A 12,422-nucleotide genomic window follows, 5' to 3' on the forward strand; every position below is an offset into this window, starting at 1 on the left:
CATCAACAAAGAAAGTCTGCACATGAGCCAACTCGGCATTGAATTCAAGAACGTGCAAAAACGTTATGGGAGCGATCCATCGCCCTTGGTGGTCAAAGGAATCAGTTTTACCGTTCCCAAAGGCACGCTGACGACGATTCTGGGACCTTCGGGCTGCGGAAAAACCACGACCCTGCGCATGATTGCCGGGCTTGAGACGCCCAGTGTGGGCCAAATCCTGATCGACGGCCGTGACGTGACCCATCTCGGACCCGCCGAACGCAACGTCAGCATGGTGTTCCAGAGCTATGCCTTGTTCCCGCATATGAGCGTGCTGGAGAACGTGGGTTATGGCTTGAGCGTCAGTGGTGTCCATGCCAAAGAGCTGCTTGAGCGCGCGCAGGTCGCCATGTCGGCGGTCGGTTTGTCCGGCTATGACGATCGGCTGCCCAGTGAGCTGTCCGGCGGGCAGCAGCAGCGTGTAGCCGTCGCCCGTGCCTTGGTGCTGGAGCCGTCCGTACTGCTGTTTGACGAGCCGCTCTCGAATCTGGATGCACGGCTGAGGCGCTCCATGCGTGAAGAAATCCGCGGGTTGCAGCAGCGCCTCGGACTGACCGTTGCTTACGTCACCCACGACCAAAGTGAGGCCCTCGCTGTAAGCGACCAGATCATTGTCATGGACCAGGGGGTGATTGCCCAGGCAGGATCCCCGTCGGAGCTTTACGAGCGTCCCAACAGCGAATTTGTTGCTGGATTCATGGGTGAGGCCATGCTGTTTCCCGGCGAGGCATTTGCGGACGGCCGGATCCAGGTGGGAGCGCTGCGTGTGAAAGCCCTGCATCCCGTCGAGCCTGGTGCGGTGAAAGCGGCCATTCGTCCTGAAGCCTGGACGATTGCACCGCCCGGAGATGAAGGTTTGCCCGGTGTGGTTTCCAAGAAAGCCTATTTGGGTAGTGTCCGCGAGTTCACTGTCGACACCAGCTTGGGCCCCATCTTCGTCGTGTCCCCGGACGCGGCATCCGACTGGTTCCAGGGTGATGCCGTAACCCTTCACCTGCCCGAACGGGGTGTTTCTGTTGTTTCAGCCTGATGGAGAAAATGATATGAGCCTTCAACGTCGAATTGTCCTCCACGGCCTTGCCGGGCTGTGCGCCGGGCCACTGCTTGCTTCACCAGTGATGGCGCAGCCTGCTGCAGAGCCGATGCTGACATTTGGTTTGATCTCGCCCAGGGCGGCTGCGGAGACCCGCGCGAGCTGGGAGCCCTTCGTCAAACTCCTGGGCGCGGCCATCCGCCGTCCGATCGATCTGCGTGTCTATGAGTCGCAGGGCGCGCTGGTAACCGCCTTCATTGGTGGGGAAATAGATCTGGCCTGGATGGGCAATGTTCCTGCTCTGGATGTGGTGGCCTCCGGCGCGGGTGGTGTTTTTGCGCAGATGGTCACGGGGGACGGCAGCGTGGGCTACAAATCGATCCTGGTGACCCATCGCAGTTCGCAAATCGAGGCGCTCAAGCCGCTGATTGAAAATGCTTCCGGCCTGCGCTTTGGCGATGGCGATCCCAAGAGTACGTCCGGGCATCTGGTGCCGCTGTATTTTGCTTTCTCCAAGAATGGCGTGAGCAAGCCCGCGGAAATTTTCAAGTCAGTGGAGACTGGGAGCCACCAGCAAAACCTGCTGAAGGTATCGAAAAAGCAAATTGATGTGGCGACGGCCAACAATGAAGAGCTTGCATTCTTTCAGCGCGACTTTGCGGACCTTGCCAGGGAGGTAAAAGTCATCTGGGAATCACCCCTCATACCGCAATCCCCATTGCTCTGGAAGGCAACGCTGCCGGACCCGTTGAAGGCGTCCATCCGGAAGTTCGTCGTCGGGTTTGCAGAGAGCGATCCTGGCGAAAAGCGCATCCTCCTGGCTGTCAACGGCTTGTCCCGGTTCCGGTCTTCCAGTAACCGGCAACTGATCCCTATTGCCGACCTGGAAATGTTCAAGACCCGCCAGGCCATCAACGACGACAAGACACTTTCTGCAACTGAACGGCAGGCCCGGATTGCGCAGGCCATAGAGCGAGGTTCGCGTCTGGAGCTCCGCCTCAAGATGGTCGTTTAGCAGCCCGTCTGCCAGCAGAATGAAGAGGCCTGTTTACACTGCGCTGCGGTGCCGGGCAATGCAGGTGTCCAGCACCTCGCCGGTTTCGCGCTGCCACCAGTTGCTGGTGGAAAAGATCTCCACCTCGCTGTAACCCGCGAACCCTTGCGCTTCCATCCAGCCGCGGATTTTCGGGATGTCAATCACACCGTCTCCCATCATGCCGCGGTCGTTCAGCAAATCGGCCGTGGGCGTCAGCCAGTCACAGGTATGGAAGGCGAGCAGGCGCTCCTTGCCTGCCCGTTCGATTTGCGGCTGCAGTTTGGGGTCCCACCACACGTGGTACACGTCCACCGCCACACCGAGCGCGCCGCTCTTTGAGGGGTCGAGCGCGTCGCAGACGTCGAGTGCGTGCTCCATGGTGTTGATGCAGGCGCGGTCTGCCGCATACATGGGGTGCAGCGGTTCGATGGCCAGTGGCATATTGCAGCTTCTGGCGTATTCGAGCAATTGGGCAATGCCGTCGCTCACCTGGCTGCGCGACAGCGCCAGGTCCTTGTGTGCCGCCTTGCCGGCCAGCGCGCCGGGCAAACCGCCCACTACCAGCACCAGGCAAGCGGCCTTGAGCTCGCAGGCTTCATCGACGGCGCGGCGGTTGTCGTCGTGGGCAGCCTGCAGGCCGGCGGCGTCGGCTGCGGTGAACATGCCGCCGCGGCAGTAGCCGGAGAGTTCAAGCCCGTGGTTTTTGACGAGTTTCGAAACAGCGGGCAGGCCGGCGGCCGCGACCTGGTCGCGCCACGGCGAAATCGCCTTGATGCCGCGCTGCACGCAGGCTTCGATGATGGTGGTCAGCGGCTGCTCGACGCCGCGGCTTTTGCGCACGGTTGCGGTGTTGATGGAGAGCCAGCGGTGGTCCTGGGAAAAATTACGCATGCGGTAAAGGTAGGGGTGTAGTTTTAGTGAAGTCAGTTGGACGGTGGCGCGGTTTTCTGCCGGCGCAGTTCGCGGATGATGGCCGCGTTGTCGAGCTCGCCATCGCCGGCGGCAATCGCTGCGCGCATCAGCGCTGCATGGGCTTCGGACAAGGGCAGTTTCTGGCCTTGGGCCGCGGCACTGTCAATCATCAGCCTGACGTCCTTGAGATGCTGGTGGATGCGCGACTGCGGCGTAAAGTCCCCGTCCACCATCATCCGGCCCTTGGCCTCGGCCGCGCCTGACGTGGCTGGGCTGGCCAGCACCAGCGCCAGGAATTGCTCGGGGGGAATGCCCATGTTTTCGGCGAAGACCATGCCTTCGGCCAGTACTGCGCGGTTCAGGCCTAGCACCAGGTTGGTGGCCAGCTTGGCTTTGGCACCCATGCCGGCRCCACCGACGTGGATGCGTTGGTCTGAAATGGCGGCCAGAACGGATTCGCACGCCTGCAATGCCCCGGCCTCGCCACCCAGCAGCAGGGTGGCTTCACCGGCGGCGATCTGCTGGCTGGAGCCCGAGAGCGGCGCTTCGATGAAGTTGATGCCGCGTGCTGCGAGCCGCGCGGCCAGGGCTTCGAGTTCGTGAGGTGTGCCGGTGGAGCAGTCGATGATGCTGCGAACGCCGAAAACGGACAGCAGGCCACCCGGCCCTTCGACCACTTTGAGCACATCGTCGGTATTGAAGACGGCCAGAACCATGCAGGAAGCCGCATTGGCAACTTCGGCCAGGGTGCCGGCAGCGCGGCCGCCTTGGGCGGTGAGGGCCGCGCGGGCTTCTTCGCGCAGGTCGAAGCCGGTGACCTGGAAGCCGGCGGCCATCAGGCGCTGCGCCAGCGCGGTGCCGACGAGGCCCAGACCGACAATGCCGACAGCGTTTGCGGCCATGCCTTCACGCCGCAAGCGACGCGCCTCCGCAGATCTGGATCTCCTGGCCGGTGATGGCCGCGGCGTCGGGTGAGAGCAGGAAGGTGACCAGCGCGGCGATCTCCCGCGGCTGGATCAGCCGGCCCAGCGGCGGCAGCTTCGGCGGGACCGTCGTTCGAGCCGGGTCGGCAAGCATGGCTGTTTCGGTGGCGGCCGGGGACACCACATTGACGGTGACACCCGAAGCCACGGTTTCAGCAGCCCAGCTGCGCGCCAGCGCCACCAGCGCGGCCTTGGTGGCTGCGTACTGGCTGCGGCCTGCCATGCCGCGTGCCACGCGGCTTCCGATCAGCACCACGCGGCCTGCGCCGGCCTGTGCCATGGCGGGTACCACCAGGTTGGCGATGCGCATGACGGCATCCACATGGAGCTGCCACATCAGCGCCGAGTCTTCACCGGAAAGCGCGCCGAGCGGGCCCACGCGCAGCACGCCGGCGGCGTGGATGAGCGCTTGTACCCCGCCCGCTGAACGCACGGCACGTTCCGTCGCTTCGGTGTTGCACAGGTTGACTTCGGTGGAGGAAAACGCCGGATGCACGATGCGCGCAGGCGCCAGGTCCAGTCCGACGACGTCCCACCCCTGGTCAAGCAGTGCCTGCGCAATGGCCAGGCCAATGCCGGAGCTGCTGCCCGTGACCAAGGCGCGTTTCACATCTTCAGTGGCCATGGTCGTGCATGTTACTCAACACGGATATTCCCGTCCGTGATGATCTTCTGTGAGCGCGCCATGTCGCTGTTCTGGAATTTCGCGAAGTCCTCCGGTGTGCCGGGCGTCAGCACCAGGCCTTGCTGGAGGAGTTTCTCGCGCATGTCGCTGGCTAGCGCCTTGTTGGTTTCGGCGTTAAGTTTCTGCGTGATGTCTGCCGGCAATTTTGCCGGGCCCCAGAGGCCGTACCAGCTGTAAAACTCGTAGCCGGGAATCGTCTCGGCCACGGTTGGCACATCAGGCAGGTTGGGCACGCGCTTGTCGCCGGTGATGGCAACGACGCGCAACAGGCCGCTCTTGTGGTACTGCAGCGAGCCAAGGATGGGGTCGATGAAACCATCAATCTGGCCACCGATCAAATCCTGGAAAGCCGGCGCCGTGCCCTTGTAGGGCACCACGGTGTATTCGATGCCGCCGGCGCGCTTGAGGAGCTCGGTCGATAGGTGGCCGGCCGAGCCGATGGAGCCGACCGCAAACGTCATCTTGCCGGGGTTGGCCTTGGCGTGGGCAATCAGCGACTTCACATCAGTGATCGGCAGGTTCTTGTTGATGGCAATCGACAAGGGCGCCTTGGCGACGAGCGAGACGGGCGTGAAGTCTTTCACCACACCGTAGGGCACGGACTTCATGGTCATGGGTGCGGTGGTGAAAGTAGAGGCATTGAAGAGCAGCGTGTAGCCGTCCGCAGGCGCCTGCGCGACCACGTGCGCACCGATGGTGCCGTTGCCGCCCGCACGGTTTTCCACCACGAAGGGCTGGCCCATCTGCTCACCGAGTTTTTGCGCCAGCTGCCGGCCCACCGCATCCAGCGTGCCGCCGGGCGGGAAGGGAATGATGACCTTGACCGGGCGGCTGGGATAAGCCTGCGCTGCGGCGCCGAAGGCGACGGCTGCGAGGCCGGCGGCCAGGCTGGCCTTGAGGAAAGTGCGTGTCTTCATGTTGTCTCCTGTTAAATTTATTCAGCGATTTGAGTGGAAGCGCTCGGTAACATTTCAAGCGGGCGCCGCGGAACCGGCTTTGCCGGGCCGCCAGCGCCGCCCCCTTGAGGGGGGAGGCCGCTACACGCAGTGAGCCGGCAACGGGGGGAGCCATTACATGCCGTGTAGCGCCAGTAGCGTCTTCATGCGCTGGGTCGCCAAGTCCGGTTGTTCAAGCAGGTTGGCGGCATCGGCCAAGCGGAACAGTTCGGCGAAGTGCTGCAGCGAACGCGTGCTCTGTTGCCCGCCGACCATCGTGAAGTGCTTCTGGTGGCCGTTAAGCCAGGCCATGAAGACGACGCCAGTTTTGTAAAAACGCGTGGGCGCGGCAAAAATGTGTCGCGACAGCGGCACCGTGGGGCCGAGGATGGCGTGGAATTTCTCGACATTGCCTTGCGCGAGCTCGCCCAGCGCGGCGCTGGCGGCCGGTGCGATGGCGTCGAAGATGCCCAGCAGCGCATCACTCTGGCCGTGCATCGCTTCCTTCCCGAAACCGTCACCGGCAATCAGCTCGGCATAGTTGAAGTCGTCGCCTGTGTACATGCGAACGCCCGTGGGCAATCTGCGGCGCATCGCGATTTCCTTGTCCTTGTCGAGCAGCGAGATCTTGATGCCGTCGACCTTGTCGGGGTGGGCGTTGATGATGCCAAGGGCCGTGTCCATGGCTTTTTCGACATTGCCGCTGCCCCAGTAGCCAGCCAGTGCAGGGTCGAACATGTCTCCCAGCCAGTGCAGCACCACCGGTTGTTTTGCCTGCCTCAGGATGCGGTCGTAGACGCGCTCATAGTCGGCCGGCGATTTGGCGACGCGCGCTAGCGCGCGGCTGGCCATCACGATCAGCTTGCCGCCGAGCTTTTCAATCGCGGCCATCTGCTCTTCGTAGCCGGCGATGACTTCATCGACGCTCTTGACGTTTTCCAGCACCAGGTGGTCGGTGCCGCAGCCTGAAGCCACCAGTGCGCCCGGCACGTCTTTGGCGGCATCGAGCGAACGGCGGATCAGCTCCAGCGAGGTCGGCCAGTCCAGGCCCATGCCGCGCTGCGCCGTGTCCATCGCTTCGGCCACACCCAGGCCCAGCGACCACAGGTGACGGCGGTAGGCGATGGTCGTGTCCCAGTCGATCGCGCAGTTGACCCAGGGATCCACTGCGGCCAATGGGTCGGCCACCACGTGAGCTGCCGAATAGGCGATGCGGTTGAATTTGACGCCCGGTGCGGGCTTCACCGGTGTGCGGCCTTGCAGCGTGTAAGGCCGCAGGCCGCCCGCGGCGACAGGCAGGGAAAGGGTTAAAGCCATGAATCTACCTTTTCTGTATGAAAAATGTGCCTGTAGCCCTTATCTGATGGGCGCGAGCAGCTATCAAACTTGTAGCGCYGGAACGTCCACCCAGCGGCGTTCTTTCCAGCTTTCGAGCGCGGCTTCGACCAGCTGCACGCCTTTGGCGCCTTCGGGCAGCGTCCATTTGTAGGGCTCGTTTTCCACCACATGGCGGATGAAGTGCTCCCACTGGATCTTGAAGCCGTTGTCGTAGGTCTGGGTGTCCGGCACTTCCTGCCACTGGTCAGAGAAATTCATCGTCTGCTTCTCGTCCGGGTTCCAGACCGGGCGCGGCGTGTTGACGCGCGACTGGGCCTTGCAGGAGGAGAGGCCCGCAACGGCCGAGCCATGCGTGCCGTCGACGTGGAAGGTGACCAGGTCTTCGCGGTTCACGCGGGTGGCCCAGGACATGTTCATCTGGGCAATCACCGGCTCGCCGCTGTGGCCGATGAGTTCGGCGGTGGCGTAAGCCGCGTCGTCGGCGGTCGCCTTGTAGGGCTTGCCAGCCTCGTCCCAGCGCTCGGGAATGTGGGTGGCACCAATACAGGAGATCGACTTGACCTCGCCGAACAGGTTGTCCAGCACGTAGCGCCAGTGGCACATCATGTCCAGGATCATGCCGCCGCCGTCCTCGGTGCGGTAGTTCCAGCTGGGGCGCTGGATAGGCTGCAGGTCGCCTTCGAAGACCCAGTAGCCGAACTCAAGCCGCACCGACAGCATCTTGCCGAAGAAACCGGCGCGGCGCAGCATGTCGAGCTTGCGCAGGCCGGGCAGGAAGAGTTTGTCTTGTACGGCGCCGTGTTTCAGGCCGGACTTTTCGGCCAGGCGGGCGATCTCGACAGCTTCGTTGAGGTTGGTGGCAATCGGCTTTTCGCAGTAGACGTGCTTGCCGGCGCGAATGGCCTTGGCCAGCAGGGTCGGGCGCATCTGTGTGGTGCCGGCGTCGAAGAAGATGGTGTCGTCCTTGTTCTTCAGCGCCTCGTCGAGGTCGGTGCCCCAACGCGCGAGGCCATGGGCTTTGGCCAGGGCTTCGATTTTTTCGGCGTTGCGGCCGATCAGGATCGGGTCGGGCATCACCTTGTCGCCGTTGGAGAGCGTGACGCCGCCCTGTTTGCGGATCGCGACGATGGAGCGGATCAGATGCTGGTTCATGCCCATGCGTCCGGTGACGCCGTGCATGATGATTCCTAGTCGTTGAGTAGCCATGGGATCCTTTGAGGAGGTGAAAAATGCGGCGGCCTCACCTTGGCCCGGCCACGGGTATTGGAAGGAGGGACGCTGCGGGGAACTGGGCGGAAGTTACTGGGTGGGCTGAAGGCCGGCAGCTTTGACCAGTACGGCATTGCTCTTGATCTCGTCCTTGATGTAGGCGTCGAACTGCTCGGGCGAGAGTGTCCAGGCGTCGGCGCCCAGGGCGGCGAAGCGTTCCTTGACTTCGGGCGTGTTCAGGGCTTTGATCACTTCGTCGTGCAGGCGGTTGACGATGTCGCGCGGTGTTTTCGCGGGGGCCATCATGCCGATCCAGAAGTTGAACTCTGAACCCGGAACGCCGGCTTCCGCCGTGGTGGGAACCTGGGGCAGGGCGCTGGCGCGTTTGGGTGAACCGACCGCGAGAGCCACGAGCTGGCCGTTCTTGATCTGGCCGATGACAGGTGCGATCGGCGAGAAGTAGTAGTCGACGCGGCCGGACATGACTTCGGTCACCGCTTCGCCGGATCCCTTGAAGGGAATGTTGGTGGCTTCGATTTTGGCGGCGAGCTTGAATTTTTCGGCATTCAAGTGGGTGGCGCTGCCCTGGCCGGCCGAGGCGAAGTTCATGCTGCCGGGTTTGGCGCGCGCCGCGGCCAGCAGTTCCTGCAGCGTCTTGATGTTTTTCGACGGCGACATGACCAGCACATTGGGCGTGCTCGAGATCGGCGTCACACCCGTGAAGTCACCCATGGTGTCGAAAGGCAGCTTGGCGAAGGTCGAGGGGCTGACCGTGTGCGAGGACGAGTGGATCATGATGGTGTAGCCGTCCGGCGCGGCCGTGGCCACGGCCTGCTGGCCGATGGTGCCGCTGGCGCCGCCGCGGTTGTCGATCACGAGCGTCTGGCCCATGCTCTGGCTCATCTTGTCGGTGATGGCGCGGGCAATGATGTCGGTGGTGCTGCCTGCGGCAAAAGGCACGATGACACGAATGGGCTTGTTGGGGTAGGCGCCCTGGGCGCTGGCCACCAGGGGTGACAGCGCCGCCATGCAGGTGAGGCTGGCCAGTGCTGCGCGACGTGTGAATTTCATGTGCTTTGTCTCCTGAAAGGGGTCATTGAAGGACTGCGAAAGACCTGTGCATGCCGCCGGTGTTATTGGGGTACCGGAATGCAGTTTACTCGTAATTCACCATTAAGTGAATTACGAATTGTAAAAATGGCCTCGTCGCTGCGTCAATGACCGCTCAGGATCAGTTTCTAAGGACATACCCTAGGATGACTTCGCACATGTGCGAGAGCCGCTCATGGCGGGCTTTGGGCGTCATGAGATCGCGCCCGAAGATGGCCGACAACGTGTGGTTGTTCGACAGGTAGAAATACGACATTCCGGCGATGGATACGTAAAGCTGTACCGGGTCGATGCCGCCGCGAAACAGCCCGTCTGCGCGCCCGCGCTCCAGGATTTCCGCCAGCGTCTGGACCAGCGGCGAGTTCATTTCCTGCACGCGGCTGGACATGGCCAGATGCCGCCCCTGATGCAGGTTTTCACTGTTAAGAAGCGTCAAAAACTCCGGATGGGCAATGTAGTATTCCCAGGTGAATTCCGTGAGCCGGCGGATGGCTTGCGCCGGATCCATGTCGCGCAGATGCAGTTCTGTTTCCGCGGCGCGGATGTCGGCATAGGCGTTTTCCAGCACCGCCAGGAAGAGTTCGTCCTTGCTCTTGAAGTAGTAGTAAATCAGGCGTTTGTTGACGTCGGCGCGCTCGGCTATCCTGTCTACCCGCGCACCGCCCAGGCCGTGTTGCGCGAACTCGTCGCGGGCCGCCAGCAGGATGGCCAGTTGGGAGCGGTCGGCATCGCGTGAACGGGGTTCGGCGGGCTTTGTTTTAGGGGTCGGCATGGCGAGAATTTAACTATTTGGTGAATTAAAGCAAGAATACCCGGACGGCATCGTTATTGGATGACAGACAGCGGCCAAGGGTACCTCCATAATGAAGCAGGTACCGGCCGCCCGCGCCGGTGCCCTTGAGGCAAAGGAGATGGCCATGAACAATTCAGACACGCCGAAAGATGGCGACTTCGCAAACTGGGTAGACCAGAAGGCCGAGGCGCTCAAATTTGAACTGGGCGAAAAATTTCCGGTACCGCCATCCGAACTGCATTCTCCCTCGGTGCATATAGAGACCGGCCGGCAGAAGCTCGAAGAGGTGCTGCTCGAACACGAGCAGCCCACGGAAGAGTTTCTCGAAGAACTCAGGGCCCTTGAAGGAGCGCCACCGCTGAGTGACGAAGAGCTGGCGCGACAAGCCCTCGAGGCTGGCGGCGGCGATGGCGACGCGGCTACGCCTGAATAATTGTTCCACCCCCGTCCAGGCTCACTGCGTGTAGCCTGTTCCCCCCTCAAGGGGGCGGCGCCTGCGGCCCGGCAAAAGCCGGTTCCGCGGCCCCTGCTTGATTGAAGAGCCCCATATTCAGTCGCTGCGCCAGTGTCTGTTCCAGCGGCACAATAGGCTTCATGAATTCCCAACTCGCTGGCCACCTTCTCGTCGATTGCCTTCTGGCCCAAGGCGTTACCCATGCGTTTGGCGTTCCCGGTGAAAGCTACCTGGCGGTGCTTGACGGCCTGCATGCGCGTCAGGACAAGATTCAGTTCGTCACTTGCCGGCAAGAGGGCGGCGCGGCCTTCATGGCCGAGGCGCACGGCAAGCTGACAGGGCGGCCGGGCGTGTGCATGGTCACGCGCGGGCCGGGCGCCACCAATGCGTCCATCGGCGTGCACACGGCCTTCCAGGATTCAACCCCCATGGTGCTGCTGGTGGGGGACGTGGCCAGCGACTGCCGCGACCGTGAAGCCTTCCAGGAGGTCGACTACGCCAGTTTCTTCGGGCCCAGCACCAAGGGCTTTGCCAAGAGGGTGGAGCGCATCGATGAGGCCGACCGCATCCCCGAATATGTGGCGCGTGCCTTCGCTACCGCCATGAACGGCCGGCCTGGCCCCGTGGTGCTGGTCTTGCCTGAAGACATGCTGACGCGCATGACGGCCGCGCAGCCGCTGCCGCGTGTGGAGGCCGTGCAGGCCTGGAGCGACCCGGGCTCGCTGCGTACGCTGCGCGAGATGCTGCTCAAGTCCGAGCGCCCGCTCGTTATCGCCGGTGGCGGCGGCTGGACGCCGCAGTCGGCGCAGGCGCTGCAACGCTTTGCCGAAAACTGGAAGTTGCCGGTGGGCAATGCCTTTCGCTTCCAGGACACCTTTGACAACCACCATCCGCTCTACGCGGGCGACGTGGGTATCGGCCTGAACCCGAAGCTGGCCGCACGCGTGAAGGCCAGCGACCTGATCATCGCCATCGGCCCGCGCCTGGGTGAGATGACGACCGGTACTTACACGTTGCTGGAGGCGCCCCGGCCCAAGCAAAAGCTGGTGCATATCCATTCGAGCGCCGAGGAGCTCAACCGCGTCTACCAGGCCGATCTGGCCATCAATGCCACCATGAACGCGGCTGCGCGATCGCTGGAGGTCCTCACGGCGCCGGTGTCTGTGGCCTGGGAAGCCTGGACCACATCCGCGAACGAGGACTACCTGGAAAACCTCAAGCCGACACCTTCCGCGAACCTGCCGGGTGATATCGACATGCCCGCCATCGTCGGCATGCTGCAAAAGCACCTGCCGGCGGATGCAGTGCTGACCAACGGCGCCGGCAACTTTGCCAGCTGGGTGCATCGTTTCTTTCGGCATCACGGTCTCGTCAAAGGCCACAAGACGCAGCTGGCGCCCACCGTGGGCGCGATGGGTTATGGCGTGCCGGCCGGTATTGCTGCGGCCATCACGACAGGACGGATGGCTTTCACCATCGCGGGTGACGGCGACTTTTTGATGAACGGCCAGGAGCTGGCCACTGCCGTGCAGCACGGCGCCAAAAGCATCATCGTGCTGCTCAACAACGGCATGTACGGCACGATCCGCATGCACCAGGAGCGGGAGTATCCAACACACCAAAGTGGTTCAAGCCTGAACAATCCGGATTTTGCGGCGCTGGCGCGAGCCTACGGTTACGCCGGCGTGCGCATCACGCGCACCGCGGAGTTTGAGGCGGAATTGCTTGCGGCGCTGGCTCGCAAGGAGGGCACGGTGATTGAGGTCACGCTGGATCCGGAAGTCATCACCACGCGTGGCACCTTGTCGGCGATTACGCAAAACGCTCTGGCCAAGGCGCCGTAACCATTGCAGCAATGCGGGCCGCTGCCGGATAGCTACTGGCCTGCGTACTGA

12 protein-coding genes are annotated in these 12,422 nt (G+C 62.8%); 4 read left to right on the forward strand and 8 right to left on the reverse strand.

What is annotated here, in order from left to right:
- Positions 1-22: 22 nt before the first annotated feature.
- Both AC1D1X_RS05675 and phnD read left to right on the forward strand, forming a co-directional pair.
- A complete protein-coding gene (locus AC1D1X_RS05675; protein ID WP_477669166.1) occupies positions 23-1,069 on the forward strand; it encodes an ABC transporter ATP-binding protein in 1,047 nt (348 codons plus the stop codon).
- A gap of 13 nt (positions 1,070-1,082) precedes the next feature.
- Positions 1,083-2,087, forward strand: coding sequence for a phosphate/phosphite/phosphonate ABC transporter substrate-binding protein (phnD, locus tag AC1D1X_RS05680; protein WP_477669167.1), 1,005 nt, complete (start codon positions 1,083-1,085; stop codon positions 2,085-2,087).
- Positions 2,088-2,120: 33 nt separating this feature from the next.
- On the opposite strand, the gene AC1D1X_RS05685 is transcribed toward phnD, so the two are convergent.
- The 8 genes from AC1D1X_RS05685 to AC1D1X_RS05720 form a co-directional block, all read right to left on the reverse strand.
- The gene (locus tag AC1D1X_RS05685) at positions 2,121-2,999 is read right to left on the reverse strand and encodes a sugar phosphate isomerase/epimerase family protein (protein WP_477669168.1); all 879 of its coding nucleotides are present in this window, start codon (positions 2,997-2,999) and stop codon (positions 2,121-2,123) included.
- A 32-nt stretch (positions 3,000-3,031) separates the two neighbouring features.
- Entirely contained in the window at positions 3,032-3,922 is an 891-nt protein-coding gene (locus tag AC1D1X_RS05690; RefSeq protein WP_477669169.1) for an NAD(P)-dependent oxidoreductase, read from the reverse strand.
- 4 nt (positions 3,923-3,926) lie between these two features.
- Positions 3,927-4,628, reverse strand: coding sequence for an SDR family NAD(P)-dependent oxidoreductase (locus AC1D1X_RS05695; protein WP_477669170.1), 702 nt, complete (start codon positions 4,626-4,628; stop codon positions 3,927-3,929).
- Positions 4,629-4,639: 11 nt separating this feature from the next.
- Complete coding sequence (locus AC1D1X_RS05700) at positions 4,640-5,605, reverse strand: Bug family tripartite tricarboxylate transporter substrate binding protein (RefSeq protein WP_477669171.1); 966 nt, start codon at positions 5,603-5,605, stop codon at positions 4,640-4,642.
- Between the two features lie 153 nt (positions 5,606-5,758).
- Entirely contained in the window at positions 5,759-6,940 is a 1,182-nt protein-coding gene (locus AC1D1X_RS05705; protein WP_477669172.1) for a dihydrodipicolinate synthase family protein, read from the reverse strand.
- A gap of 63 nt (positions 6,941-7,003) precedes the next feature.
- The gene (locus AC1D1X_RS05710) at positions 7,004-8,167 is read right to left on the reverse strand and encodes a Gfo/Idh/MocA family protein (RefSeq protein ID WP_477669173.1); all 1,164 of its coding nucleotides are present in this window, start codon (positions 8,165-8,167) and stop codon (positions 7,004-7,006) included.
- A gap of 93 nt (positions 8,168-8,260) precedes the next feature.
- Positions 8,261-9,241, reverse strand: a complete 981-nt coding sequence (locus AC1D1X_RS05715) for a Bug family tripartite tricarboxylate transporter substrate binding protein (protein ID WP_477669174.1) — start codon at positions 9,239-9,241, stop codon at positions 8,261-8,263.
- Positions 9,242-9,401: 160 nt separating this feature from the next.
- Positions 9,402-10,052: a TetR/AcrR family transcriptional regulator gene (locus tag AC1D1X_RS05720; protein WP_477669175.1), complete on the reverse strand. Its 651-nt coding sequence runs from the start codon at positions 10,050-10,052 to the stop codon at positions 9,402-9,404.
- A 145-nt stretch (positions 10,053-10,197) separates the two neighbouring features.
- Here AC1D1X_RS05720 and AC1D1X_RS05725 point away from each other — a divergent pair, with 145 nt between their 5' ends.
- Both AC1D1X_RS05725 and AC1D1X_RS05730 read left to right on the forward strand, forming a co-directional pair.
- The gene (locus AC1D1X_RS05725) at positions 10,198-10,506 is read left to right on the forward strand and encodes a hypothetical protein (protein WP_477669176.1); all 309 of its coding nucleotides are present in this window, start codon (positions 10,198-10,200) and stop codon (positions 10,504-10,506) included.
- A gap of 161 nt (positions 10,507-10,667) precedes the next feature.
- Positions 10,668-12,371: a thiamine pyrophosphate-binding protein gene (locus tag AC1D1X_RS05730; protein WP_477669177.1), complete on the forward strand. Its 1,704-nt coding sequence runs from the start codon at positions 10,668-10,670 to the stop codon at positions 12,369-12,371.
- Positions 12,372-12,422: the final 51 nt, after the last annotated feature.

The organism is Polaromonas sp. P1_G4 (genome assembly GCF_056405475.1).

What these genes read in the sequence shown, in the direction of transcription:
- AC1D1X_RS05715 (WP_477669174.1), bottom strand. Translation starts at nt 9,241, where the DNA reads ATGAAATTCACACGTCGCGCAGCACTGGCCAGCCTCACCTGCATGGCG.
- AC1D1X_RS05720 (WP_477669175.1), bottom strand. Translation starts at nt 10,052, where the DNA reads ATGCCGACCCCTAAAACAAAGCCCGCCGAACCCCGTTCACGCGATGCC.
- AC1D1X_RS05725 (WP_477669176.1), top strand. Translation starts at nt 10,198, where the DNA reads ATGAACAATTCAGACACGCCGAAAGATGGCGACTTCGCAAACTGGGTA.
- AC1D1X_RS05700 (WP_477669171.1), bottom strand. Translation starts at nt 5,605, where the DNA reads ATGAAGACACGCACTTTCCTCAAGGCCAGCCTGGCCGCCGGCCTCGCA.
- AC1D1X_RS05695 (WP_477669170.1), bottom strand. Translation starts at nt 4,628, where the DNA reads ATGGCCACTGAAGATGTGAAACGCGCCTTGGTCACGGGCAGCAGCTCC.
- AC1D1X_RS05685 (WP_477669168.1), bottom strand. Translation starts at nt 2,999, where the DNA reads ATGCGTAATTTTTCCCAGGACCACCGCTGGCTCTCCATCAACACCGCA.
- phnD (WP_477669167.1), top strand. Translation starts at nt 1,083, where the DNA reads ATGAGCCTTCAACGTCGAATTGTCCTCCACGGCCTTGCCGGGCTGTGC.
- AC1D1X_RS05730 (WP_477669177.1), top strand. Translation starts at nt 10,668, where the DNA reads ATGAATTCCCAACTCGCTGGCCACCTTCTCGTCGATTGCCTTCTGGCC.
- AC1D1X_RS05675 (WP_477669166.1), top strand. Translation starts at nt 23, where the DNA reads ATGAGCCAACTCGGCATTGAATTCAAGAACGTGCAAAAACGTTATGGG.
- AC1D1X_RS05705 (WP_477669172.1), bottom strand. Translation starts at nt 6,940, where the DNA reads ATGGCTTTAACCCTTTCCCTGCCTGTCGCCGCGGGCGGCCTGCGGCCT.